Below are 25,769 nucleotides of genomic sequence, written 5' to 3'. Positions count from 1 at the left end.
AGTAGTGAGAGTTTTTTAGGTTCAGATAAGGTTTGGGAAGAATTAGCTTTGTGTTATATAATGACCAATAAACCTAAAAAAGCTAACTTTTATATCAATAAATTTAAGAAAAACAAAGTAAGACTTTATAGAATAAAAAGTGAATATTACAATAAGTTTTACAAAAAAGATTCTTCAATATTTTACAATGAAAAACATTTATATATAACAGATTCTATTTATAAAAACCATACTAAAAAAGAGAAAACTGAGCTACTTGATTTTTTTTCATTTGAAGATGATTTAATATCAAATAAATATAAAATTCAAGTATTAGAAGATAAAGAATCAAGTTCTTCATTTAAGGTAAAAGTTTTATCGCTTTTGGCAGTTTTTATATTTATTTTTTTATTAGTATTAATTTATTTTTATATCAATAAAAATAAAGCTCAAAAAATAATTTTAGATCAAAAGAATAATTTAGAATTAGCTTTAAATAAAAACAAAATATTACTAAAAGAACTAAATCATAGAGTAAAAAATAATCTACAAATGATAAGTAGTGTACTTTCTTTACAATCATCTAAAATTAAAGAGGAAGAATCTAAAAAACATTTTACAGTTGCTGCAAATAGAATAAAAGTTTTATCTAAAATTCATAATAGTTTTTACAATAAAAACGAACTCAATGAAACAGATTTATATAACTATGTAACAACTTTAAAAGATTATTTAATTAGCTCTATCATAAACCCAGAAATTAAAGCTGAATTCAATATAAATATAAAGCCAAACATTTATATCAACAGTGATAACAAAACAACTTTAGGTTTAATTATTAATGAGCTTATTACAAATTCATTTAAATACGCTTTTACTAAAAATAGTCAAAACCTTATTTCAATTTCTATCATTAAGAATGATGATACCTATAGTTTTTCTTATTCTGATAATGGAAAAGGATTTAATAATGAAGAAGTTGACAAAACCAAGTCTATTGGATTAAAATTGATTTTAAGATTAGTTAATCAATTAGGTGATGAAGCTATTATTTCATCTATTGATGGTATGAATATTAAGTTCGGATTTACAAACAAAAAGAACATCTCTTAATCTTAAACTTCAAAAAATAAATGCTTCACTTACAATTTTAAGTGTTTTACAACAAAAAAAATAAATTAAACATTAGATCATTAAATTTATAGTGTAATTATAAAATTTCCCCCAACCTCAATATCTATTTACAAACCTTGTATTATTTTTTTAATGCAAGGTTTATTTTTTTAATCAATATTCTCACTTACTTTTTTAATTTAAATAAAAATTCAATTTGGATTATTTTACGAATTCTAATTCATTTTAAACGAATTCTAAAACAGCCAAAATTTTACTTTAATCTAGTTCTATTTTTACAGTGTATTAACACTTAAAAACAGAAATCATGAACAAATCATTAAGAAATTCAGTTATTGTAGCCTATGTAATTTTAGTATCAATCTCTTTTGTAAGTTGTAATAAAACATCGGAAATAAAAAAGAAGGAAACAAAAACAATTCAAGCTGATCAAAACCTTGCACACAATGTAAATGAAAAAGTCGCCTTTAGAAACCCTATCGTTTTTATTACAGGATATGATAAAGGAAATCAGATATTTTACAAAAATGCCAGAGCTTATTTTAAAGAAAAAAATATGACATTATAGAAGATAAATACTCGCTTGAAGAAATAATTAATTGGCTAAATAAAAATGAATCTGAAAATCCTTATGGAGAAATTCATATTGTAAACAAAAGTAATCCTTATAAAGGCTTAACGTTAGAAACAGTTATTAATGGCGAAAAAATAACTACAGAATCTTTAAGAAGAAGTGTTACAAAAGGAATTTTACCAATTTTAAATGAAAGCGTAAATGGAAATTCCAAAATTATTTTTCACGCTAATGGATTAGGTGAAAACAAAGAGTTGATGGATACTTTTAAAGATGCTTTTTGTGCTGACGAATTGCCAAATGTAGTTGCCTCTCCTTATTATTCTATCTTTAATGGTGAATTTACAAAACATTATTTAGCAAAACCTCATTATATTTTTTATCCAACTGCATATTCTCCTGGTAAAGTTGATTTATCAAAAGAAATTGCTAAAAAATATCCTGAAGAAAAAGATATCAATTGGTATGATGCACTTAATAATGAAGAAGAGAGATTTGTTGGCGAAGCATATACAACACAATTTACGATCCCTGTTAAGTTTGAATTAGACTATCATAATTCTGATGATGAAGTACCTACTTTCGAATTTGAAGAAGAAGTTATGGATTTTATAGAACAGCAAGAGGGTTTATACTTAGAAATTAAAAAATTAAATATTCCTTTAGAAAAATTTAGATGGACTTGGAACTTAAAAAATAGTAAGCTAACAATTAAAGGAAAAACCACTGGTTTGGTTGTTTTAAAACCCTTAATTAAACAATATGGAGAGTTAGAGCATATACAACCAGATACTAATAACAAACGTTTATATGCAATGAATTAAAAAAAGGAAAGGTAGTTTTATAAACCTCATTATACTAATAACAGTATAATGAGGTTTTAATTAGTAAGTTTGTTTTATGAAAATAGTTAGAAAATTAAAAATTATTATTATTTTTCTTTTGCTTATTAAAATTCAAGCGCAAGAAAATAATATTCAACACTTTACTATTGATCATGAATTATCTAGCAATGTAATAAACGATATTTCACAAGATAAAATTGGCTATTTATGGATTGCAACAAATAATGGTTTATTAAAATTTGATGGTATAAAATTTTATGAAATTAATACATTAAAAACGAACTGTTTAACTATTAACAAAAACATTGTTTATGCTGGTTTAGATAATGGATTATTTGTTAAAAATAATTCTAAAGAGCTTTTTTATGATTCTAAAAAAGTAATAAAAATAAAGGTTTTTAACAATACTATTATTGTAGCAACCGAACAAGGCATTTATAAATTAACAGAAAACTATTTACAACCCCTTAAAATTAATACAGAAATAGATTTTTCTATAATTAACGATATTCTATTTACAAATAACTTTTATTATGTAGCTACTAATAAGGGTTTATGGAAACTAAATAAATTAAACCATCCAAATAAAATTGATAAAATTATTACTACAAACATAAGTTCTCTAATAAAATTTAATACTAAAATTATTGCTGCCTCTACTAATGATGGTTTATATATATTAGATAAAGATTTAAAAATTAACAATATTAAAACTAGTAATAATAGTACATCTGTTAAAAAAATTGATAACGAAATCTGGTTAAGTTCTAGTTTAAACGGAATTGAAATCTATTCACTCCCCTCCTTTACTTTCAAACAAAAAATTAATAAATATAATTCACTTAAAACCAATGCTGTATTTACTGTTTTTAACGACAAACAAAACACAAAATGGATTGCTAGTAATAATGGATTATATCAAATAAAAAAATCAATCCAAAAAGTCTATTTCTAAAAAACCAATAGTTTATTTTGAAGAAATTTTAATTAATCATAAAAGCATAGATTCTGTTTTAAGCTTAAAAAAGAACATATTATTTTCTCCAGAAGAAAATAACATTTCTATTAAATACAAAACCGTTAACCTTAAAAAACCAAATAAAATAAATTACAGATATAGGCTAAATAATAACTTTTCAAATTGGTCTGCAAACAATATTATTCAATTTCCAAATTTAAACCCTGGTGTTTATAATTTAGAAATACAGTCTAAAATTTACAATAATTTAAGTAAAAAAAAGTCTATTTCATTTACTATTGATAAACCATTTTATAAAAAAACTTGGTTTATCATGATCTCATTTATTTCCTTTCTATTTGTTTGTTATGTATTGGTAGATTTTTACATCAAAAAAAACAAGAAAATTAGCAATGACAGAATTAGTGCTCTAAAACAAGAAAATCATCTACTTACTTTAGAGCAAAAAGCACTTCAATTGCAAATGAATCCGCATTTTATATTTAATGTTTTAAATGGAATAAAAGCGCTTGGAAATACCGGAAAAATCGATGAATTGAATAAAACTATATCACAATTTTCAGTTCTACTTAGAAGTATTTTAAATAACTCTAGAAAAGAAGAAATTAGTTTACAAGAAGAAATAGATTATTTAAAAAACTATATTGAGCTAGAACAGAATATGAGTTCTAAATTATTTACATTTCAAATACATACAAATTTAAATAATATAGATCCAGAAGAAATATTAATTCCTTCAATGTTAATTCAACCTTTTATAGAAAACTGTATTAAACACGGAATTCAATTAAATAAAGAAGGCAAAATTGATGTTAATTTTGATGTAATTCATAATTTTTTAAATTGCACAATTATAGATAACGGAATAGGTTTCAATCAATCAAAAAAAGAAAACCAAAATCATTCTTCAATAGCCATTAAAGTATCTAAAGAAAGGATAGAAAAAATATCTACTAAAAATTCATTTTTAATAAATGAAGTTGTAGAGGCTACAAAAATAAAAGGTACTAAAGTTTGGTTTAAAATTCCTTTAAAAACAGATTATTAATGGGAAAACTCACATCAATAGTAGTAGATGACATACCAGATGCATTAGAAATGTTATGCAATGATATACAAAAAAATCATCCAGAAATTGATATTATCGGAAAAGCAAGTAGTGTTATAGAAGCTGCAAAATTATTACAGCAACAAGAACCAGATATTATATTTTTAGATATAATGCTAGGAGACGGAACTGGTTTTGACCTATTAGAAATTGTACCTAACTTAAAGTCTAAAATTATATTTGTAACCGCTAGTGATGAATATGCAATTAAGGCATTTAAATTTGCTGCAATTGATTATATATTAAAACCATACTCATATAATGACTTAGCAGATTCTATTTCAAAAGCTAAAAAACAAATCACTCCAAACAAAGAACAACTAACTGTATTACAAGAATCTATAAATAAATCAATCACAAATAATCAAAAAATATCTTTACATACATCAGAAAAAATATTTGTATTTGAACTAATTAACATTATACGTTGTAAATCAGATAATAATTACACAACTTTTTATTTAGAAAATGGGCAAAAAATATTGGTTTCTAAAACACTTAAGTATTATGCAGACTTGCTAAAAGAGCACCAATTTATAAGAGTTCATCAAAGCCATTTAATAAATATTAGATTTATAAAAGAGTTTGTTAAATCTGATGGAGGCTATATAATATTAAAAAACAATAGTAATATTCCTGTATCTGTTAGAAAGAAAAATATTGTTATAGAAATGTTAAACAATTTATAAATTACAATTTGTAGTAAATTTTCACTACATTTGAATATATTTAACAATTAATAATGACTCAAAAACATCAAGATAGAGCTGAAAGAATTATTAGAGTTTTTAATGATTCTGGATTAAATCAGAGACAATTCTCTGAAACTATTGGTGTTTCTCAACAATTAGTAAGCGCAGTAATAAACTTTAAGAAAAAGCCAAATGAAGCTATTTTATTTGGAATTATAGATCATATTAGTTTTATAGATCCTATTTGGTTAATTACCGGAATTGGAAAATATAAAAACAACAGTTACCTAAAACCAGAGAGTTCAATCTCTCTAGAAAACCAAATACAAAATATAATAGAGAAGCATTTTGAAAAACTCTCTCTAGAGTTAAATCAAAAAATTTCAAATATTGAAGAGTATGTTAAGAAAACTAACGCAAAAAATGTTCTTCGTCGAATAGACCAAGATAACTCTAAGCTAGTCCCCCAACTTAATAAAAAAGAGAGCAAAAAGTTACGAGGCTAACCCTTTAATATTTGATACCGCTTCTAATTTGTAAGAAATTAAATTTATTAAAAAATTTAAGGTTTCACAATTTTTATCTTTATTATAACTTTCTAAAACAGCAATAGATTTTAAAGTTGCTTCTCTAAACTCTACAGCATGTTTTTCTACAGGAATGGTTTGTTCATAGAATAGAGAAAAGTAATCTATAATGTTGTTAAAATAAATTTTATCAGATTCATTTACTGTATTCTTAAATTTTTCTAAAAAAGTTATGAGAGATTGAATTCCACAGAATTCATCAATTTTTAGCATTAATTTTCTTTGAAGTGTCATGTTATTGGGGTTTATAAAATCTAAATTTACAAATCTATTTTTTCATAAACAAAAAAAGTCTTCTCATTTCTGAGAAGACTTTACATTTTGGGTGGAAGACGGGACTCGAACCCGCGACACTCGGTACCACAAACCGATACTCTAACCAACTGAGCTACAACCACCATATAATTGCGGGTGCAAATATAATTATTTTTCCTTTTATAAAAAGAAAAATATTAAATTAATTTACTTAAATTTTCTACAGCAACGTAACGTTCTGTATTAAAACCTTCTGCATAATCAACACCAATTAATCTTCCAAGATCTTGAGCACGATATTTTATACTCTCAATAAAATTTTTACTTGTAATTGGGGTTTCTAGCTCATTACTATTAGGGTCATAAAATTGAGAAGAATATGCTAAAACAGCTTTTTCTTTAACATTTATAAAACCTGTTACATCTACAACAAAATCTGGCTTAATATTCTTCCATTGTATATAATGGAATACTTGCTTTGGTCTCCATTTTTGTTGAGACTCTCCTTCTAATTCAGTTTCTATTTTTAATAATCCACTTAAAAAACAAGCATCTGAAACTAAATTACTTCCTTTAGGATGATCAATATGCCTATCATCAATTGCATTACAAAGAACAATATCTGGTTGATATTTTCTAATCATTTTAATAATTTCTAATTGATGTTTTCTATCGTTTATAAAAAAACCATCTGCAAAACCTAAATTTTCTCTAACAGTAATTCCCAAAACCTTAGCAGCATTTTCCGATTCTAAATCTCTTAAATCTGCAGAACCACGAGTACCTAATTCTCCTCTTGTTAAATCTACTACCCCAACTTTCTTACCTAAAGATATCTCTTTTGCAATTGTTGCTCCACAACCTAATTCTACATCATCTGGATGAGCTCCAAACGCTAATATGTCTAATTTCATTTTATATTTTTAAAAATCAAAAAAAATGTTTTGATTTACTTATTACATTTTTTAATTGCCTGCTCAATATCTGCTATTAAGTCTTTGGTTTCTTCGATTCCAACAGAAAAACGAATTAATCCATCTTTTATTCCTTGTTTTGCCCTTTCTTCTGATGATAATAATGAATGTGAAGTTTGAGTTGGACTTAACATTGTACTTTCAACTCCGGCTAAACTCATCGAAGGTTTAATTAACTTTAAATGATTTTGGAATTCCATAGCATCAATTCCTTCTTTTAGTTCAAAAGAAAGCATACCTCCAAAATTTTTCATTTGTTTTTTAGCTAATTTATAATCTGTATGACCTTTTAAACCTGGATAATATACGTGATAAACATTAGGGTTTACCGCTAAATACTTTGCCATTTTTAATGCATTCTTATTCTGTTGTCTTACCCTTAAATTTAAAGTTTTTAGACTTCTTTCTAACATCCAAACAGTAAAATCGCTTAAACTACCGCCTAAATTTTTACCTATATTCCAAATTCTTAAAATATGTTCTTCAGAAGCAGCAACAGCTCCTGCTAAAATATCTGAATGACCACCCATATATTTAGTTGCAGAATGAATTATAATATCAATTCCAAAATCTATAGGAGTTTGGTTTATAGGAGTTGCAAAAGTATTATCAATCATTGTTACAATACCTTTAGCTTTTGCTAATTTAGATACTGCTTTCATATCAGTAATTGTTAATAGTGGATTAGAAGGTGTTTCTATATAAATAACTTTCGTGTTTTTCTTAATCTCTTTCTCAAAATCTTTTATTGATAAACTTTTTGTAAAAGAATATTCAATTCCAAATTTCTCAAACTCCTCAACCACAAAGTTATAAGTACCTCCATATAGTGTTTGCTGTAAGATTATATGATCTCCTTTTTGTAAAAAAGCTAATAAAGCTGTGCTTACTGCTGCCATTCCAGATCCAAAAATCATAGCACTATCAGTCTTTTCTAATGCAGCAATTTTTTTACAAAGCATTTCTTGATTTGGTGTATTAAAATATCTAGGATATCTTTTAATATCAACACCTTCGAAAGCATATGAAGTTGACATATAAATAGGTGAAACCGCTCCTTTAAATTGTTCGTCTTTTACCTCTCCAACATGTGCACAAATAGTATTTATACCAAACTTTTTTATATTTTTCATTATTATTATGTTATAGCTGCTAATTTAGTAAAAGCAAATCTAATCATATAAAGTTTTTCAATATCTTCGCTTAAATGATAACAGTTCTACTTATTGGAAAAGGAAATGTAGCCACTCATTTATATAATGCTTTTTTAAAAGCAGAAGCAATTAATATTTTACAAATAAGCTCTAGAAATTTAAGTAAAATTCCCAAAGCAGACATAACTATTATTGCAGTTTCTGATGATGTAATTGCTGAAGTATCATCTAAAATTAAAAATAATTTTGTTGTTCATACTTCTGGAAGTGTTCGTTTAAATGATTTAAAAAACAAATACAATAAAGGTGTTTTTTATATGTTACAAACTTTCTCAATAGATAAAGAAATAGATTTTTCTGAAATACCTTTTTGCTTAGAAGCAGAAAATGAAAAAGATTATAATTTACTAAAAACATTGGCTCTTTCTATTGGGCAAAAGGTATACTCAATTAGCTCTAAACAACGTAAAACAATACATGTTGCAGCTGTTTTTGTTAATAATTTCACTAATCATTTATATAAAATTGGAAATGATATTTGCAAACAAAATAATGTTCCTTTTGAAATTTTATTACCATTAATTAAAGAGACATCATTAAAAATTGAACAATTAGACCCAAAGAACGCTCAAACAGGTCCGGCAATTAGAAAAGATCAAAAAACAATTAATAATCACTTAAACTTGTTGAATGATGATCAACAAGAAATTTATAAAATACTAACAAAATCAATTCAAAATGGAAATTAGCTATAAACAATTATTACCAAATATAAATACTTTAATTTTTGATGTAGATGGTGTTCTTACAAATGGTATGGTTACAATTATGCCCGATGGAGAATTAATAAGACACATGAATATTAAAGATGGGTATGCATTAAAAACTGCAGTAGATAAGGGTTTAAATATATGTATTATTTCTGGCGGAAATAATGAAGGTGTTAGAACTAGGTTAGCTAATTTAGGTATTACAGATATTTATTTAGGTGCACACGATAAGATTAAACAATATAATGAATTAGTAAAAAAATATAATTTAGAACCTAAAAACGTATTGTATATGGGAGATGATATTCCAGATTTCCCTGTAATGAAGTTAGTTGGTTTACCTTGTTGCCCTAATGATGCAGCACCAGAAATTCAAGGAATTTCAAAATATATTTCATATAAAAAAGGTGGAGAAGGTTGTGTAAGAGATATTATAGAGCAAATTTTAAGAGTACAAGGAAAATGGGAAAATAATTTTAACGCTAAATATGACTAAGGAGTTAATATGCAAAAAAACACCTAAATTTTTAACATTTAGATGCTTTAGAAAACTCAGAATAAAAGAGTATATTTAATATTTTAACTTCTATCTTATTTCAAATGAAAAAAATAATATTTACAGTTCTTTTAATTACAATTAATCTATCCATAAATTCTCAAGAAATATTTGGTAAATGGAATTCCAAAAATGACGAAACTGGACAAGTTGATTCCGTAATTGAAGTTTATAAAAAAGACGGAAAAGCATTTGCTAAAATTATTGAAATTACAAATCCTGAAAGAAAAAATGCTCTTTGTGAATTATGTAATGGTAAAAACAAAGACAAACCTATTTTAGGCTTAAATATATTAACAGGATTAGAAAAAGATGATGATGAATGGTCTGGAGGTAAAATATTAGATCCAAGGAGTGGAAAAATTTACAAATGTTATATTAAGTTAGAAACTTCAAATAAATTAAAAATACGAGGTTACATGGGGTTTTCTTTATTAGGAAAAACCGCATATTGGGAAAGAGCAGAATAATTTTAAATATCTTAATTCTTTTCTTCCAGCATAGGTACAAAAGCGAAATCTCCTAACTCATGTTTTTCAAATTCTTTAGCAGATTTTCTTATAAACAATGTCATTATTTGAGTATCATTTCCAACAGGAATTAGCAACATACCTCCTGCTTTTAATTGAGCTAATAAAGGTTTCGGTACAAAAGGAGCTCCTGCTGTAACAATAATTTTATCAAAAGGAGCTTGTTCAGGTAAGCCTTTATAACCATCTCCAAAAATAAATTTTTTAGGTTTGTAACCTAATTTTGGTAAAAACAAAGATGTTTTTTTAAACAACTCGTGTTGTCTTTCTATTGAATAAACTTCTGCTTTTAACTCAAGTAAAACAGCTGTTTGATATCCTGAACCTGTACCAATTTCTAAAACTTTATCACCTTTATTTATGCTTAAGGTTTGAGATTGAAAAGCAACAGTATAAGGTTGCGATATCGTTTGTTCTGCAACAATAGGAAAAGCTTTATCTTGATAAGCGTGTGACTCGAAACTAGAATCGATAAATAAATGACGAGGTATTTTTTTTATAGCATTTAATACATTCTCATCTGTAATACCTTTTGCTTTTAATACGTTAGCTAATTGATTTCTAAGCCCTTGATGTTTTGCTGTGTCTTTCAATACTCTATAGATTTCTAGAGGCTAAAAATACTAATAATTCTAAATAGATTCCTATAAAATTGTATCTTTGTTTTTGTCTGATTTTTAAAATCAGAAAATACTATAAAACAATAATTTATGTTGAAAGTTGGGGTTTTAGGTGCAGGTCACTTAGGAAAAATTCATTTACGTTTATTACAAGAATCACAAAAATACGAGTTAATTGGTTTTTTTGACCCATTTACTGATAACGCAAAAAAAGTAGCTGCAGAATATGGTTACAAACTGTTTAATTCTATTGAAGAATTAATAGACGCTGTAGAAGTTGTAGATATTGTAACACCAACTTTATCTCATTTTGATTGTGCAAAAAGTGCCATTGAAAAAGGACGTCATATTTTTATTGAAAAACCTATTACTAAAACGGTAACCGAAGCAGAAACTATTAGAACTTTAGCAAGTCAATACCACGTTAAAGGGCAAGTTGGACATGTAGAAAGATTTAATCCTGCTTTTATAGCAGCTAAAGACATGATTCAGAATCCTATGTTTATAGAAACACACAGGTTAGCAGAATTTAACCCTAGAGGAACTGATGTACCTGTAGTTTTAGATTTAATGATTCATGATATAGATATAATTTTATCGGTTGTAAAATCTAAAGTTAAAAATGTACATGCAAGTGGTATATCTGTAATTTCTGAAACACCAGATATTGCTAATGCTAGAATTGAATTTGAAAACGGCTGTGTTGCCAACTTAACTGCTAGTAGAATTTCTATGAAAAACATGCGTAAAACACGCTTTTTTCAAAAAGACGCCTACATATCTGTAAATTTCTTAAGCAAAGAGGCAGAAGTTGTTAGAATGCAAGATGCTCCAGAAAAACCAGGTGAATTTGCTATGATTTTACAAAATGATGCAGGAATAAAAAAACAAATTTATTTTGAAAATCCTGAAGTAGTAAATAACAATGCTATTTTAGACGAATTAGAAACTTTTGCAGATGCAATTGTAAATGATACTACACCTGTTGTTACTTTAAGTAACGGTACAGAAGCTTTAAGAATAGCTCAATGGGTTATTGATAGTTTTAAAACCGATGCTAACTTATAACAACACTTATCTTAAATAATTAATTTTAAATAAAATAGAATGAAAAACATAGCTGTAATTGGTGCTGGAACCATGGGGAATGGAATTGCTCACACTTTTGCTCAATTCGATTATAATGTTCAATTAATAGATATTTCTGAAGCTGCACTGGATAAAGGAATAGCTACCATTACCAAAAATTTGGACAGAATGGTTAGTAAAGGTAAAATATCTGAATCTGACAAAGAAAGAACTTTAGGTAATATAACCAAATACACTTCTATGAAAGAAGGTGTACAATATGCAAGTTTAGTAATAGAAGCTGCTACAGAAAATTCTTCTTTAAAAGCTAAAATTTTTAAAGAATTAGATGAAGTTTGTCCAGAAGATACAATTTTAGCTACAAATACTTCGTCTATATCAATTACTCAAATTGCAAGTGTTACCAAAAGACCAGAAAAAGTTATTGGAATGCATTTTATGAACCCTGTACCTATTATGAAATTGGTAGAGATTATTAGAGGTTATAACACTTCTGATGAAGTTATGGATTTTACAGTTGATTTAAGTAAAAAAATAAATAAAATTCCAGTTGAAGTTAACGATTACCCTGGTTTTGTAGCAAACAGAATTTTAATGCCAATGATTAACGAATCTATAGAAACATTATATAATGGTGTTGCAGGCGTAGCCGAAATAGATACCGTTATGAAATTAGGAATGGCTCATCCAATGGGACCATTACAATTAGCAGATTTTATTGGTTTAGATGTATGTTTATCTATTTTAAATGTTATGTACGATGGATTTAAAAACCCTAAGTACGCTCCTTGTCCATTATTAGTTAACATGGTAAATGCTGGTAAATTAGGAATAAAATCTGGTGAAGGATTTTATGATTATTCTGAAAGTAGAAAAGCTGAAAAAGTTGCAAAAATGTTTAAATAATAATCTATAGGTTAAAACTAAAAAATGATTAAAAAGTTATTTATTTTGATTGTAGTTTTTTTAGCTACTAACTTTTATAGTCAAGTTAAAAATAAGAATACTTTTAAGCCAAGTAAAATTGGTATTCTAGTAAACTTTGGAACAAATGAGAATTTTATTTTTGATGATTCTGATTATACCTATTCTACAAGTACATTTAAAGGACAAGCATTTTATAAACTAGGAAACTGGAAAAATCTCAATTTTGAATTAATTTTACAACCACAAGTTCAATTTATAAAACATCAATTAATAAATGAACAGTATGTTTTACCAAATGAAGAAGATTATTTAGAAAAAAGAAAAGAGTTTACTCAATTAAAAAACATAAACTTATTAGCTTTAGAATTTGGATTTGCTACAAAAAAAGAATTAGTAAAAAACTAGAATTACAAGGAACTATAAGTTTAGGATTTTCATACATTAATAAAAGAACAGAAAGAGTAGCTAAAGGATTTACTTTTATAGAGAATTTTTCTATAGGTTTTTCTCATCATTCTTTTAAAAACTCTTTTATTTATTTTGGAACTAATTTTGGACATGTTTCAAACTTAAATTTTCAACTACCCAATGATGGATATAATATTTTAGGCCTAGAAATTGGTTTTTCATATTTTATATAATAAAAAAGGGACTCTAAAGAGTCCCTTTTTTAATTTTCAAAAATTTTTTATTTATTTACCCAACCAAGAATTTAACATCCAAATTGTTTTCTCCTGTTCTGCAATAAAATCACTCATCATAGAATTTGTTCCTTCATCATTAGCATCATCAGAAATCCCTAAAATTATTCTTTCAATTTTTAATAATTCCGACAACGAGCTTACCACCAATTCTACGCCCTCAACATCATTAGAAATATCCTTACCTATTGGCACAGAAGCATTTTTTAAATAATCGCTAAATGTATGTAAAGGTTTGCCTTGTAAAGTTAAAATTCGCTCAGCTATATCATCAATTTTAACTTGAGAATCTGTATAAAATTCTTCAAATTTTACATGTAATTCAAAAAAGTTTTTTCCTTTAATATTCCAATGCAAACCTCTTAAATTCTGATAATATATTTGAAAATTTGATAATAACCCATTCAATTCTAACACTAAATTTGCAGTTTCTTGTTTGTCTAAACCTAATATATTTTTATTCATTTTATTTGTTTTTTATTACAAATCAAAATTAGTTGAAAATAGTTTCAATAAACTATAATTAATATTGATAGTTTTAATATCTTTATCAAAATTTTTTATTACAATGACAATTACTCAATTAAAATATGTTTTATCTGTTGCAGAATACCAAAATTTTACTGTAGCTGCGGAGCACAGTTTTGTTACTCAACCAACTTTGAGTATGCAAATACAAAAGCTAGAAGATGAATTAGGAGTTAAAATATTTAATCGCTCAAAAAAACCAATCGAATTAACCGAGGTAGGTAATAAAATTGTAGAACAAGCTAAAGTTATAGTTGATGAAAGTAATAGAATCTTAGACATTGTTCATCAACAAAAAGGTTTTATTGGTGGCGAATTTAAACTTGGAATAATACCAACTATTATGCCTACATTACTTCCAATGTTCTTACAAAATTTTACCAAAAAGTATCCAAAAGTAAAATTGATTATCGAAGAGTTAACAACAGAAGAAATTATAAGGAAACTAACAGATGGCCATATAGATGCTGCTATTGCCGCAACTCCTTTAGAAAATGAATCTATAAAAGAAAGACCTCTTTATTACGAACCTTTTGTAGGTTTAGTACCTCAAAATCATAGACTTTATTCAAAGAAAACGATAACTGCTGATGAATTAGAAATGGAAGATATTCTATTATTAGAAGATGGACATTGTTTTAAAGATAGTGTTCTAAACCTTTGTAGAACACATAAAATTGATAACAAAAAAGGGTTTCAATTAGAAAGCGGAAGTTTTGATACATTAATTAAATTATCTAAAGAAGGTTTAGGAATGACGCTACTACCCTATTTACATACATTAGATTTAAATGAAGTTGATAAAAGCCATTTAAGAGAATTTACAAACCCTCCTCCTGCAAGAGAAGTAAGTTTAATTTACCATAAATCGCAATTAAAAATGCAATTAATTGAAGCTTTGAAAAAAACTATTGATGGTGTTATTAGAGGAGCAATTTCTTTTTCAGACGTTAAAATTATTAGTCCGTTACAAAAAAAATAGTAACTGTATTTATAAAATAAAAAAACCAATCTAAAAGTAATAATTACTTTTAGATTGGTTTTTATACTAGTATTATTTTCTTAAGAATACATTTTTTCTCGTAATTCTTTAATTTTAGGATTAGATAAATACTCGTCAAAAGTAGCATGTCTATCAATTACACCTTTAGGTGTTAATTCAATAATTCTATTAGCTACAGTTTGAGCAAATTCATGATCATGCGTTGTAAACAACAAAGTTCCTTTAAAGTTAATTAATGAATTATTTAAGGCCTGTATAGATTCTAAATCTAAATGGTTTGTTGGTTCATCTAAAACTAAAATATTAGCTCTTTTCATCATCATTCTAGACAGCATACAACGAACCTTTTCACCTCCAGAAAGTACATTACTTTTCTTTAAAGCTTCTTCACCAGAAAAAATCATTTTCCCTAAAAAACCTCTTAAAAATACTTCTTCTCTCTCTTCTTCGGTTTGAGCATATTGTCTTAACCAATCTACAAGGTTTAAATCACCATTTTGAAAAAATGAAGAATTATCTAAAGGCAAATAAGATTGTGTAGTTGTTACACCCCAATCATATTTTCCTGTTTCTGCTTTTTGATTTCCAGTGATAACTTGATAAAAAGCAGTAACTGCTCTCGAGTTTTTAGAAATAACAGCAACTTTATCTCCTTTATTTAAATTGATATGAACTTTATCAAATAATTTTTCTCCTTCAAATTCTACAGATAAATCTTCTACATTTAAAATTTGATCACCAGCTTCTCTGTCGCTTTTATAAATAATTGCAGGATATCTTCTGCTTGATGGTTTAATTTCATCAACATTCAATTTCTCAATCATTTTTTTACGAGAAGTTGCTTGTTTAGATTTTGCCATGTTTGCAGAAAAACGACGAATAAATTCTTCTAATTCTTTCTTTTTATCTTCTGCTTTTTTGTTTTGTTGAGCTCTTTGTCTTGTGGCTAACTGACTAGATTCGTACCAGAAAGTATAATTCCCAGAATAATGATTTATCTTACTATAATCAATATCAGAAATATGAGTACAAACAGCATCTAAAAAGTGTCTATCATGCGATACTACTATAACACAGTTATCAAAATTAGCAATAAAATTTTCTAACCAAGCAATTGTTTCAAAATCTAAATCGTTGGTAGGCTCATCCATAATTAAAACATCAGGGTTACCAAACAAAGCTTGAGCAATTAACACACGTACTTTTTGCTTACCATCTAAGTCTTTCATTAAAGTATAATGTACATCTTCCGAAATTCCAAGATTAGAAAGCATTATAGCGGCATCAGAATCTGCATTCCAACCATTCATTTCTTCAAAAATTATTTGAAGTTCTCCTATCTTTTCTGCATTTTCATCTGTATAATCTGCATACAATTCATCTATCTGTTTTTTTATTTTAAACAAATCTTTATTACCCATAATCACTGTTTCCAATACAGGAAACTCATCAAAAGCATAATGATCTTGAGTTAAAACAGACATTCTTTTTCCTTTTTCTAAATGAACCTGACCAGACGTTGGTTCTTGAACCCCAGAAAGAATCTTTAAAAAAGTAGATTTCCCTGCCCCATTTGCGCCAATAATCCCATAACAATTTCCTGTTTGAAACTTAGTGTTTACTTCGTCAAATAAAACTCTTTTACCAAACTGAACTGATAGATTAGAAACTGATAACATAATTGTATTTTAAATTTCTGCAAAAGTAGTAAATTACTAGATATATTTTACTTTGAATTTTAAAGCATTTATCAAAATTTGTAAGTTTGCTTTTTTAGTAGATTTTAAATCTTTTTTAACAACGTATTAACAACTACAGCAAACTTGAATACCTAAATTTGTAGCAAGGCATTATAAATTTTATATGATAAAAAAAATAACTTATTTCTTACCTGTTTTATTTTTAACTACGTTAATAAGTTGTAGTTCTGACATTAAAAAAGATTTTACTTTTTTTGGTGGAAAAATTATAAATCCTAAATCTAAAAATGTTATTCTTTATTATGAAGAAGAAGCTATAGATACTTTTTTATTAAACAATAAAAACAAATTCTTAGGAGAGTTTAAGTCTTTAAAAGAAGGATTGTATCATTTTAGGCATGGAAATGAATATCAATATATATATTTAGAGCCAAAAGATAGTTTAATGTTACGTTTAAATACTTGGGATTTTGATGAGTCTTTAGTTTACGCTGGTAAAGGAGCTGAAAGAAATAATATTTTAATTGATTGTTTTTTAGCGGAAGAAAAAGAAAAAAATATTTTATAATTACAATAAATTAGAACCTAAAGAATTTAAGGTTAAAGTAGACTCTATTTTAAAAATAAAATTAAATACTTATGACGAGTATGTTAAAAATCATCCAAAAGTAACAGATGGTTTTAAAGAAGTTTTTAAAGTTGCTTTAACTTACCCAACTTATAATAAGATAGAAAGATACCCTATTAAATATGCTTATTATAAAAATAATTTTCCTAATACAGATGCTTCTTTTTATAATTATAGAAATGAAATAACGATTGACAATAGTTCTCTTATGTACTATTCTCCATACTCTAATTATGTAATTAATTATCTATACAATAAAACGTATTCTTTAGGTTATCCTCCTAAAACTAATGATTATTCTCAAGAATTTACATTAGATTTATTAAATATAATAAATGAGAAAGTAAGTTCTAAGGTTACCAAAAATGCATTTTTAAAGCAAACTCTAATAGGACATTTTTATCAAAAATCTAGTTGTAAAGTAAATAATAAAACATTTGATAGATTTTTTGAATTAAGTACTAATGAAAACGATAAAAAACAAATAAAAAAACTTCTTAGAGATACTAATACTTTACCTTTAAATAAAAAAATTAACAACTTTACTATTGTAGATTATAATCATTCAAAAAAATCTATTAGTAATATTATAAAAGGAAAAAAACTGCATTATTCTTTTGGAGTCCTGAATCTGTAGGAACATCTTATATTGAATCTAGAATAAGATATTTATCAATTAATTATCCAAATATCAACTTCATCCAAGTTAAAATAGATGGTAACAAAACCAAAAGAATAAAAAAGTTAGATATTAAAAAACAATTTTATTTAGATGATGAAAGTGAAGCACATAACTTTTTAACAAGTAAAATGCCTCGTCTAATTCTATTAGATAAACAAAGTAAAGTTGTTAATGGTTTTGCTTCTATATCTTCTAACAATTTAAACACTTTCCTTAAAGAATTAAACAATAATTAATTATTAATCTACATTGTAATTATCTATATAATTTACCCTACCTTTGCACGTTTTTATTTTTGAGTGTAACTCATTAAAAATCAAGTCGAATTATAAATAAGGTTTGCAGGTGGGCGTCTGTGAATCTACAAAAACACAGTATGTCAACATTTTTAGAATTAGGTTTAAAAGAACCTATAAACAAAGCATTAACAGATTTAGGTTATGAAAAACCAACTGTTATTCAAGAAAAAGCAATTCCACAAATAATTTCTTCAACAGACGATTTAAAGGCATTTGCACAAACAGGTACAGGTAAAACAGCAGCATTTAGTTTACCAATATTAGAACTTTTAGATCCAAGTCAAAATAATGTACAAGCTATAATTTTATCACCAACAAGAGAGCTTGCAGTTCAAATTGGTAATAATATTAAAGACTTTTGTAAATATTTAAAAGACGTAAAAGTAACTACTGTTTATGGTGGTTCTAGTATGGAAGAACAAATTAGATCTTTAAAAAGAGGTTCTCAGATAGTTGTTGGAACTCCTGGTAGAACTGTAGATTTAATAAACAGAAGAGCATTAAAATTAGGAAACGTTCAATGGCTTGTATTAGACGAAGCTGATGAAATGTTAAATATGGGCTTTAAAGATGAACTAGATAAAGTTTTAGAAGCTACTCCAGAAACTAAACAAACATTATTGTTTTCTGCAACTTTTCCTAGAGAAGTTGAAGCAATTGCAAGAAATTACATGACAAAACCAGTAGAAATTACTTCTGGTGAAAAGAATACAGGTTCTGAAAATGTTAGTCATGAATTTTATGCTGTAACAGAAAGAACACGTTATCCTGCATTAAAGAGAATAGCAGATTTAAACCCTGATATTTATGCAATTATTTTTTGTAGAACTCGTAGAGAAACTCAAGAAGTAGCAGATAATTTAATAAAAGACGGTTATAGTGCAGATTCTTTACATGGAGATTTATCTCAAGGACAAAGAGATTCTGTAATGGGTAAATTCCGTAAAAAAACAATTCAGATTTTAGTAGCTACAGATGTTGCTGCTCGTGGATTAGATGTTAATGAGCTTTCACATGTTATTAACCATAAATTACCAGATCAAATAGAAAACTACACTCACAGAAGTGGTAGAACTGGTAGAGCTGGTAACAAAGGTATTTCTATTGTTTTAGTAAACGGAAAAGAAAAAGGAAAATTACGCCAGATAGAAAGAATCATTAAAAAGAAATTTGTAGAAGGTAAAGTACCTACAGGAAAAGAAATTGTACAAAATCAATTAATAAATTTAATTGATAAGGTTAAAAATATTGAAGTAAACGAAACTCAAATTAACGAGTTTTTACCAAGTATTTATGAAAAATTAGAAGGTTTAGATAGAGAAGAACTTATTAAAAAGTTTGTTTCTTTAGAATTTAATACGATGCTAAAGTATTATGAAAATTCTAAAGATTTAAATAATTTAGGTAGAGAGAATTCTAGATCTAGAGCTACTGCAGATAATATGACTCGTTTTTTTATTAATATTGGTAGAAAAGACAATCTTAATCCTGGTAAATTAATTGGTTTAATTAACGATCAAAATATTGGTGATAAAATAGAAATTGGTGCTATAGATATTTTAGATACTTTTTCTTTCTTTGAAATTGATAAAGAATACGAGCAAAAAACTTTAGAAGCTTTTTCTGATAATCAGCCAGATTTTGATGGACGCTCTGTAAACGTAGAGATTACTAAAAAAGAACGTTCCGGAGGTGGTAGAAGAGGTGGAAGAAAGCCTTTTGGTAAAAAAGATGGTGGTTTTGGAAGGCGTAGAAGCTCAGAAGCAGGTTCTTCATCTTCAAAAAGAAGTGATTCTGGGAGAAAAAGATCTGACAGACGTTCATCAGATAGACCAGATAGATCAGAAAGAAGAGCATCTGGAGGTTTCGGCAGAAAGCGTAGAGAAAGTTAAATTAGCTATAAATTTAATAAAAAAAGCTTCACATTTTGTGAAGCTTTTTTTATTAAATCTGATTTAAAAATTAATCAATAATTTTTTTAAAATACTAAATACTTTTTTCTCAATTAGATCTACAGAACCATCTGCAAAAAACACATTTTTAATGTCTCTTATTAACTCATCTTTTTCAATTTGTGAAAATTTATTTTCTAAAAGATATTGCTGAATTTTATTTAAATTATTTTCGTCAGAATCTACAACCACTTCGGTATGAATTCTATGAAAAGTTTTTTCATCTACCTTAGATAAGATATACTCCTGCTCTTCTTTAGCTTCAAAAAAATTACAATGTGCAGCATACAAAAGTACATACGCTTCAAATTCTTTCTTTGTCCAATTTATGTTTTCCATTTTATTTTTCTATAGGTAAATTTAATGTACTTCCCCACTCTGTCCAAGAACCATCATAAACAGCATATTCTTTTATTTTTACTAATTCTGCAGCTAATGCTAAAATTGATGCAGTAACTCCAGACCCACATGAAAATATTAACTCTTTATTAAGAAGTTTTAATTCTTTAAAAATAATCTTTAATTCATCTAAAGGTAACATCTTTCCATTTTCTACAATTTTTGAAAATGGTAAACTCACAGAATTAGGTATATGACCTCCTCTTAATCCTTTTCTAGGTTCAGCTTCTTTAGCTAAAAAACGTGCTTTAGAACGAGCATCAGCAATTAAAACTACATCATTTTTAATTACATTTAGTACTTCGCTTGTTGTTTTTATTTTTTTTGGTTGATAGTTTATTTTAAAATTTCCTATTTCATTATTAACATTATAAAAATTCTGTATAGGAAACTTTTTTAATTTCCATTCTGGAAACCCACCATTTAAAACCGCTATATTTTTAAATCCCATTAACTGAAACATCCACCAAACTCTAGGTGAAGAATAAATACCTAAATCATCGTAAACTACAATACAACTATTCTTATTTACTCCAATTTCTTTCGCTTTTATTTCAAATTGTTCTTTTGATAAAATCGTATTTGGAAAAAATGAATTCGTATCTGAAAAAACATTTTTAATATCAAAAAAAACGGCTTCTTTAATTACTTTTTTAACATCTCTAGTAATAGAATTAGTTTTAGATGTAACTTTAGAAATTGTTGCATCTAAAACTATTAAATTTTTATTTTCTAAATTAGAAAAAAGCCAATCTACTGACACTAAAGGACTATTAATTATTAAAGACATTATTTTACATCTTCATAATTATCGTCCCAATTTTTAGGTTTCGGATCTCCTAGTTTTCCTACAGATTTAGCAACTATCATAGAAACTGTAGCGTCTCCTGTTACATTAATTGTAGTACGTAACATATCTAATGGTCTATCAACAGCAAAAATTAATGCTAAAGCAACAGGGTATAAATCTTTTGGAAAACCGATAGATTCCAAAACAATTACTAACATTACCATACCAGCTCCAGGAACTGCTGCACTTCCAATAGATGCTAACAATGCAGTTAAAACAATAGACATTTGATTTGCAAACCCTAACCCTTCTGGCCATAAAACTTGCATTACAAATACAGCAGCTACAGCTTGATACAAACTAGTCCCATCCATATTTATGGTTGCTCCTACTGGCAAAACAAAACTAGAAACTTCCTTATCTACCCCAATATGCTCTTCTACTCTCTCCATTGTTACAGGTAAAGTAGCTGCACTTGAACTAGTTGAAAATGCTAATAATTGAGCCGGACTTAATTGCTTTAAAAACCAAAATGGATTTTTCTTAGTATAAATACTTACTAGTATCGAATAAAAGACTACCATTAAAAACAAGCCTAAAACTACAACACCAGCATATTTTAATAATGCTAATAAAATATCTGGATCTCCAGATGTAACTACTACATTTGCTAATAAAGCAAAAACAGCATATGGAGAAACAAGCATAATTATATCTACCATTTTTAAAATAGCATCATTTAAACCATCGAAAAAATCTTTTAAAGGTTTTGCTTTCTTTTCTCCTATAAGCAGCATAGAAATCCCCAAGAAAATAGTAAAGAAAATTACTTGTAACATTGCCTTGTTATTACTCATAGCACTTACAGCATTGTCTGGTACCATATCTACAACAAATTGCAAGGGACCGCTACTTTGTTGTTTATTAGCCTCTGTAATTTTAGCGGCTATACTTGAGCTTTTTGCATAAGTATTGGTTAATTTATCAACAGTTTCTGGAGAAATACCATCGCCAGGTTGAATAATATTTACTAAAGCTAAACCAATAGTAATTGCAACTACTGTTGTACCTATATAAATTAGCATAGTTCTTATACCTATATTTTTAAATTTAGAAATATCTTTTAAATCTGATATCCCTTTAATTAAGGAAGCTACAATTAAAGGTACTGCTATTAATTTTAATAATTTAACAAAAATAGTTCCTAAAGGTTTAATCCAATCTGCAATAAAATTTTGCCAACCTAATTGCAGTGCTAGAAATCCGAAAAGAATTCCTAAAACCATTCCTATTAAAATTTTCCAATGTAATGCTAGTTTTTTCATTTATTTGATTAAAGTTTACAATGCTGAAAGGTAAAAAAAATATTTAAACTCTAATGTGACTTTATTTGTATATTGTGTCATAAAATCAGAAAACACACATATTAATTATTAAAAACAAAAAAATGGCAGGAATTTTAGACTTATTAAGTAGTGATTTAGGAAAATCGATAATATCAGGAGTTGCAGGATCTACAGGAAATGATACTGATAAAACCAGCAGTGTATTAACGATGGCTTTACCAGTGTTGATGAAAGCTATGCAAAGAAATGCTTCTACTCCAGAAGGTGCAGAAGGTTTAATGGGAGCTTTATCGAGTAAACATGATGGTAGTATTCTAGATAATCTTGGTGGTTTATTTGGTGGTGGAGTTGCGGATACTGTAAAACAAGATGGAGCAGGAATTTTAGGACATATTTTAGGAAGTAAACAACAAGGTGTTGAGCAAGTTATTGGTCAGAAATCTAGTATGGATGCTGGTTCTGTTGCAAATATATTAAAAGTAGCTGCTCCCTTATTAATGGGTGTTTTAGGAAAACAAAAGAAAGAACAAAATGTAAGTAATTCTGGAGATTTAACTGGTCTTTTAGGTGGTTTATTAGGAGGAAATGAAACTCAAAATGAACAGAACTTTCTTGAAAAAATATTAGATGCAGATGGAGACGGTAGTGTTGTAGATGATGTAGCTGGTATGCTTTTAGGAGGTAGTAAAAATGGTTCTGGTGGTGGAATTGGTGGAATGTTAGGTGGTTTATTTGGTAAATAGACAAACCTATATATAAATAAAAAGCTCAAACTATATAGTTTGAGCTTTTTATTTATACCTTATTGTTTATAACAAGACTTATAAATATCTTCGTAAACAGGTAATATATTTTGTAAAGAAAACTTTTTTGTATGCTCTTTCGCATTTAATTTAAATCTTTCTAAAACATAGTTATCTTTTAAAATTGAAATTGCATTTTTTGCCATATCATTAACATCTCCAAGGTTACTTAAATAGCCCGTTTGTCCATGAATATTAACTTCTGGCAAACCTCCAGTATTTGTTGAAATTACAGCCGTTTTTGCCGCCATTGCTTCTAAAGCAGCTAAACCAAAACTTTCGGTTTGTGATGGTAATAAAAAAACATCTGAATAACAAAGAATCTTATCAATCTCTGTACTATTACCTAAAAAGAAAACTTTGCTAGAAATGCCTAGTTTTTTAGTTAAAATTTCTGCTTTCTTTCTATCTGGTCCTTCACCAATCATTAATAATTTAGAAGGTATCTCTTTTTGTACTTCATAAAAAACTTTAATAACATCTTCAACTCTTTTAACAGGCCTAAAATTACTAATATGAGTTAAAATTCTTTCATTAGGTTTTGCTAAAGCTGCTCTTTTACATTCTTCATCTTCTGCTTTATTATATTTTTCTACATCAATAAAATTATAAACAACTTCTATGTTTTTGTTGATGTTAAAAAGACCATTTGTGGTTTGCTTTAGGTTGTTAGAAACTGCAGTTACAACATCAGAATTATTTATACTAAATTCAACAGCTGTTTTATATGTGGGATGACTTCCAACTAATGTAATGTCAGTTCCATGAAGAGTAGTTACTACTTTTACATATAACCCTTTTTCTAATAACATTTGTTTTGCCATATAAGCCGCATATGCATGTGGTATTGCATAATGAACGTGCAAAACTTCTAACTGATGCTTCTCTACAACTTCTACCATTTTACTTGATAGCGCCAACTCATAGGGTTGATATTGAAACAATGGATATTCTTCAATCAATACTTGATGAAAATGTAATTTGTGTGATAGGAAATCTAATCGAACAGGTTGATTATATGTAATAAAATGTACTTCATGACCTTTATCTGCTAGAGCCATACCTAATTCTGTTGCTACTACTCCACTTCCACCAAACGTTGGATAACAAACAATACCTATTTTCATATAATTATTGAAAGATTAAATGATTTAAAATTAAAAGATTAACAAATTTCTATCTTTAGTTGTAAATATACCTTTATTCTTACACTTGAAATCTAAATAAATTCATAAAAAAAGAGTTTTTCAAATGAATGAAAAACTCTTTTTTAATATTTTTATTTATTTTTTAGTAATCTCCTAATGTTGCAGGATTTTGAGCTAAAGCATTCTCTAATTGTTCATCACTAGGTGCTTTCCCATGCCATGCATGCGTATGCATCATAAAATCAACTCCATTACCCATTTCTGTATGCAATAAAATACAAACCGGCTTACCTTTTCCTGTTAAAGATTTTGCTTCTGCTAAACCTGCTAAGATAGCTTCAACATCATTTCCTTTTTTAACATCAATTACATCCCAATCAAAAGCTTCAAATTTAGCTCTTAGGCTTCCCATTGCTAAAACCTCATCTGTAGAACCGTCAATTTGCTTTTCATTTAAATCAATTGTACAAATAATGTTATCTACCTTTTTAGCTGATGCATACATTATTGCTTCCCAGTTCTGACCTTCTTGCAACTCACCATCTCCATGTAAAGTGTAAATTAATTTATTATCGCCATTTAATTTTTTTGCTTGTGCAGCACCAATACCTACAGACATTCCTTGACCTAAAGAACCAGATGCAATTCTTACTCCTGGTAAACCTTCATGTGTTGTTGGATGACCTTGTAAACGAGAATCTAACAACCTAAAAGTTGATAATTCTTCTACTGGAAAAAATCCACTATGTGCTAAAACACTATAAAAAACAGGAGAAATATGCCCATTAGATAAGAAAAATAAATCTTCGTTCTTACCATCCATAGAAAACTCAGTAGAATAATCCATTACTTCTTGGTATAAACAAGTAATAAATTCTGCACATCCTAAAGAACCTCCTGGATGACCAGAATTTACTTTATGTACCATTCTTAAAATATCTCTACGAACTTGTTGTGTAAAATCTTGTAATTGTTGTGTTGTTGACATTATGTGATTTTGTTATGTTATCGCAAAAA

The 25,769-nt window shown here is 27.3% G+C and carries 30 protein-coding genes and 1 tRNA gene; 19 read left to right on the top strand and 12 right to left on the bottom strand.

What is annotated here, in order from left to right; translation table 11 throughout:
* Positions 1–60: 60 nt before the first annotated feature.
* The 7 genes from N5A56_RS05470 (at position 61) to N5A56_RS05440 (ending at position 5,817) form a co-directional block, all read left to right on the top strand.
* Complete coding sequence (locus N5A56_RS05470) at positions 61–1,092, top strand: sensor histidine kinase (protein WP_274270258.1); 1,032 nt, start codon at positions 61–63, stop codon at positions 1,090–1,092.
* Between the two features lie 328 nt (positions 1,093–1,420).
* A complete protein-coding gene (locus N5A56_RS05465; RefSeq protein ID WP_274270257.1) occupies positions 1,421–1,681 on the top strand; it encodes a hypothetical protein in 261 nt (86 codons plus the stop codon).
* Positions 1,682–1,944: 263 nt separating this feature from the next.
* Entirely contained in the window at positions 1,945–2,511 is a 567-nt protein-coding gene (locus tag N5A56_RS05460) for a hypothetical protein (protein ID WP_274270256.1), read from the top strand.
* 76 nt (positions 2,512–2,587) lie between these two features.
* On the top strand, positions 2,588–3,487 hold the full coding sequence (locus tag N5A56_RS05455) for a two-component regulator propeller domain-containing protein (protein ID WP_265724578.1): 900 nt from the start codon (positions 2,588–2,590) through the stop codon (positions 3,485–3,487).
* Between the two features lie 337 nt (positions 3,488–3,824).
* Complete coding sequence (locus tag N5A56_RS05450) at positions 3,825–4,559, top strand: sensor histidine kinase (protein ID WP_265724577.1); 735 nt, start codon at positions 3,825–3,827, stop codon at positions 4,557–4,559.
* Positions 4,559–5,308 (top strand): LytR/AlgR family response regulator transcription factor, encoded by a 750-nt coding sequence (locus N5A56_RS05445; RefSeq protein ID WP_265724576.1) that lies wholly within the window; start codon positions 4,559–4,561, stop codon positions 5,306–5,308. Before N5A56_RS05450 ends, N5A56_RS05445 begins: the two co-directional genes overlap by 1 nt.
* 53 nt (positions 5,309–5,361) lie before the next feature.
* Entirely contained in the window at positions 5,362–5,817 is a 456-nt protein-coding gene (locus tag N5A56_RS05440) for a hypothetical protein (RefSeq protein ID WP_265724575.1), read from the top strand.
* On the opposite strand, the gene N5A56_RS05435 is transcribed toward N5A56_RS05440, so the two are convergent.
* The 4 genes from N5A56_RS05435 to N5A56_RS05420 form a co-directional block, all read right to left on the bottom strand.
* A complete protein-coding gene (locus tag N5A56_RS05435; protein ID WP_265724574.1) occupies positions 5,806–6,132 on the bottom strand; it encodes a hypothetical protein in 327 nt (108 codons plus the stop codon). The two genes, N5A56_RS05440 and N5A56_RS05435, sit on opposite strands and share 12 nt — an antisense overlap.
* 89 nt (positions 6,133–6,221) lie before the next feature.
* Positions 6,222–6,297, bottom strand: a tRNA-His gene (locus tag N5A56_RS05430).
* A gap of 53 nt (positions 6,298–6,350) precedes the next feature.
* Positions 6,351–7,067 carry a bacillithiol biosynthesis deacetylase BshB1 gene (gene bshB1, locus N5A56_RS05425; protein ID WP_265724573.1) on the bottom strand — a complete coding sequence of 239 codons (717 nt, stop codon included), beginning with the start codon at positions 7,065–7,067 and terminating at the stop codon, positions 6,351–6,353.
* Between the two features lie 35 nt (positions 7,068–7,102).
* Complete coding sequence (locus N5A56_RS05420; protein ID WP_265724572.1) at positions 7,103–8,260, bottom strand: trans-sulfuration enzyme family protein; 1,158 nt, start codon at positions 8,258–8,260, stop codon at positions 7,103–7,105.
* Between the two features lie 74 nt (positions 8,261–8,334).
* On the opposite strand from N5A56_RS05420, the gene N5A56_RS05415 reads away from it, so the two are divergent.
* The 3 genes from N5A56_RS05415 to N5A56_RS05405 all read left to right on the top strand — a co-directional run bounded on the left by N5A56_RS05415 (position 8,335) and on the right by N5A56_RS05405 (position 10,077).
* Positions 8,335–9,030 (top strand): Rossmann-like and DUF2520 domain-containing protein, encoded by a 696-nt coding sequence (locus tag N5A56_RS05415; RefSeq protein WP_265724571.1) that lies wholly within the window; start codon positions 8,335–8,337, stop codon positions 9,028–9,030.
* Positions 9,020–9,547 carry a KdsC family phosphatase gene (locus N5A56_RS05410; RefSeq protein ID WP_265724570.1) on the top strand — a complete coding sequence of 176 codons (528 nt, stop codon included), beginning with the start codon at positions 9,020–9,022 and terminating at the stop codon, positions 9,545–9,547. The genes N5A56_RS05415 and N5A56_RS05410 overlap by 11 nt, the downstream gene beginning before the upstream one ends.
* A gap of 104 nt (positions 9,548–9,651) precedes the next feature.
* Positions 9,652–10,077 carry a DUF2147 domain-containing protein gene (locus tag N5A56_RS05405; RefSeq protein ID WP_265724569.1) on the top strand — a complete coding sequence of 142 codons (426 nt, stop codon included), beginning with the start codon at positions 9,652–9,654 and terminating at the stop codon, positions 10,075–10,077.
* Positions 10,078–10,088: 11 nt separating this feature from the next.
* Here the strand turns inward: N5A56_RS05405 and N5A56_RS05400 are convergent, their stop codons facing one another.
* Positions 10,089–10,730, bottom strand: a complete 642-nt coding sequence (locus tag N5A56_RS05400) for a protein-L-isoaspartate(D-aspartate) O-methyltransferase (RefSeq protein WP_265724568.1) — start codon at positions 10,728–10,730, stop codon at positions 10,089–10,091.
* 117 nt (positions 10,731–10,847) lie between these two features.
* Between N5A56_RS05400 and N5A56_RS05395 the strand changes: the two genes are divergently transcribed.
* The 4 genes from N5A56_RS05395 to N5A56_RS05380 are packed head-to-tail and all read left to right on the top strand — an operon-like array spanning position 10,848 to position 13,414.
* Entirely contained in the window at positions 10,848–11,825 is a 978-nt protein-coding gene (locus N5A56_RS05395; RefSeq protein ID WP_265724567.1) for a Gfo/Idh/MocA family protein, read from the top strand.
* A gap of 39 nt (positions 11,826–11,864) precedes the next feature.
* Positions 11,865–12,752, top strand: coding sequence for a 3-hydroxyacyl-CoA dehydrogenase family protein (locus N5A56_RS05390; protein ID WP_265724566.1), 888 nt, complete (start codon positions 11,865–11,867; stop codon positions 12,750–12,752).
* A 24-nt stretch (positions 12,753–12,776) separates the two neighbouring features.
* Complete coding sequence (locus N5A56_RS05385) at positions 12,777–13,178, top strand: hypothetical protein (protein ID WP_265724565.1); 402 nt, start codon at positions 12,777–12,779, stop codon at positions 13,176–13,178.
* Entirely contained in the window at positions 13,109–13,414 is a 306-nt protein-coding gene (locus tag N5A56_RS05380; protein WP_337994823.1) for an acyloxyacyl hydrolase, read from the top strand. Before N5A56_RS05385 ends, N5A56_RS05380 begins: the two co-directional genes overlap by 70 nt.
* 51 nt (positions 13,415–13,465) lie before the next feature.
* On the opposite strand, the gene N5A56_RS05375 is transcribed toward N5A56_RS05380, so the two are convergent.
* A complete protein-coding gene (locus N5A56_RS05375; RefSeq protein WP_265724564.1) occupies positions 13,466–13,939 on the bottom strand; it encodes a Dps family protein in 474 nt (157 codons plus the stop codon).
* 103 nt (positions 13,940–14,042) lie between these two features.
* On the opposite strand from N5A56_RS05375, the gene N5A56_RS05370 reads away from it, so the two are divergent.
* Positions 14,043–14,984: a hydrogen peroxide-inducible genes activator gene (locus N5A56_RS05370; protein WP_265724563.1), complete on the top strand. Its 942-nt coding sequence runs from the start codon at positions 14,043–14,045 to the stop codon at positions 14,982–14,984.
* An 80-nt stretch (positions 14,985–15,064) separates the two neighbouring features.
* Here the strand turns inward: N5A56_RS05370 and N5A56_RS05365 are convergent, their stop codons facing one another.
* Complete coding sequence (locus tag N5A56_RS05365; RefSeq protein ID WP_265724562.1) at positions 15,065–16,684, bottom strand: ABC-F family ATP-binding cassette domain-containing protein; 1,620 nt, start codon at positions 16,682–16,684, stop codon at positions 15,065–15,067.
* A 184-nt stretch (positions 16,685–16,868) separates the two neighbouring features.
* On the opposite strand from N5A56_RS05365, the gene N5A56_RS05360 reads away from it, so the two are divergent.
* The 3 genes from N5A56_RS05360 to N5A56_RS05350 all read left to right on the top strand — a co-directional run bounded on the left by N5A56_RS05360 (position 16,869) and on the right by N5A56_RS05350 (position 20,206).
* Positions 16,869–17,273 (top strand): hypothetical protein, encoded by a 405-nt coding sequence (locus N5A56_RS05360; RefSeq protein WP_265724561.1) that lies wholly within the window; start codon positions 16,869–16,871, stop codon positions 17,271–17,273.
* A gap of 268 nt (positions 17,274–17,541) precedes the next feature.
* Positions 17,542–17,970, top strand: coding sequence for a hypothetical protein (locus N5A56_RS05355; protein ID WP_274270255.1), 429 nt, complete (start codon positions 17,542–17,544; stop codon positions 17,968–17,970).
* A gap of 421 nt (positions 17,971–18,391) precedes the next feature.
* On the top strand, positions 18,392–20,206 hold the full coding sequence (locus tag N5A56_RS05350; RefSeq protein ID WP_265724559.1) for a DEAD/DEAH box helicase: 1,815 nt from the start codon (positions 18,392–18,394) through the stop codon (positions 20,204–20,206).
* Positions 20,207–20,269: 63 nt separating this feature from the next.
* Here the strand turns inward: N5A56_RS05350 and N5A56_RS05345 are convergent, their stop codons facing one another.
* Genes N5A56_RS05345 through N5A56_RS05335 form a run of 3 tightly spaced genes read right to left on the bottom strand, consistent with a single transcriptional unit; the run spans position 20,270 to position 22,780 of the window.
* Positions 20,270–20,605, bottom strand: coding sequence for a hypothetical protein (locus N5A56_RS05345; RefSeq protein ID WP_265724558.1), 336 nt, complete (start codon positions 20,603–20,605; stop codon positions 20,270–20,272).
* A gap of 1 nt (position 20,606) precedes the next feature.
* Positions 20,607–21,455, bottom strand: a complete 849-nt coding sequence (locus tag N5A56_RS05340) for a sulfurtransferase (protein WP_274270254.1) — start codon at positions 21,453–21,455, stop codon at positions 20,607–20,609.
* Positions 21,455–22,780, bottom strand: coding sequence for a dicarboxylate/amino acid:cation symporter (locus tag N5A56_RS05335; RefSeq protein WP_265724556.1), 1,326 nt, complete (start codon positions 22,778–22,780; stop codon positions 21,455–21,457). Before N5A56_RS05335 ends, N5A56_RS05340 begins: the two co-directional genes overlap by 1 nt.
* Positions 22,781–22,902: 122 nt before the next feature.
* Here N5A56_RS05335 and N5A56_RS05330 point away from each other — a divergent pair, with 122 nt between their 5' ends.
* A complete protein-coding gene (locus tag N5A56_RS05330; RefSeq protein ID WP_265724555.1) occupies positions 22,903–23,544 on the top strand; it encodes a DUF937 domain-containing protein in 642 nt (213 codons plus the stop codon).
* Between the two features lie 59 nt (positions 23,545–23,603).
* On the opposite strand, the gene bshA is transcribed toward N5A56_RS05330, so the two are convergent.
* Positions 23,604–24,731 carry an N-acetyl-alpha-D-glucosaminyl L-malate synthase BshA gene (gene bshA, locus N5A56_RS05325; RefSeq protein WP_265724554.1) on the bottom strand — a complete coding sequence of 376 codons (1,128 nt, stop codon included), beginning with the start codon at positions 24,729–24,731 and terminating at the stop codon, positions 23,604–23,606.
* 163 nt (positions 24,732–24,894) lie between these two features.
* Positions 24,895–25,740 (bottom strand): transketolase, encoded by an 846-nt coding sequence (locus N5A56_RS05320; RefSeq protein ID WP_265724553.1) that lies wholly within the window; start codon positions 25,738–25,740, stop codon positions 24,895–24,897.
* Between the last annotated feature and the right edge of the window lie 29 nt (positions 25,741–25,769).

Origin of the sequence: Polaribacter ponticola (genome assembly GCF_026191475.2) — a bacterium.
Lineage (GTDB): Bacteria > Bacteroidota > Bacteroidia > Flavobacteriales > Flavobacteriaceae > Polaribacter > Polaribacter ponticola.
Note: the sequence above shows the minus strand (reverse complement) of the source record. Positions and strands in the feature narration are given on the sequence as shown.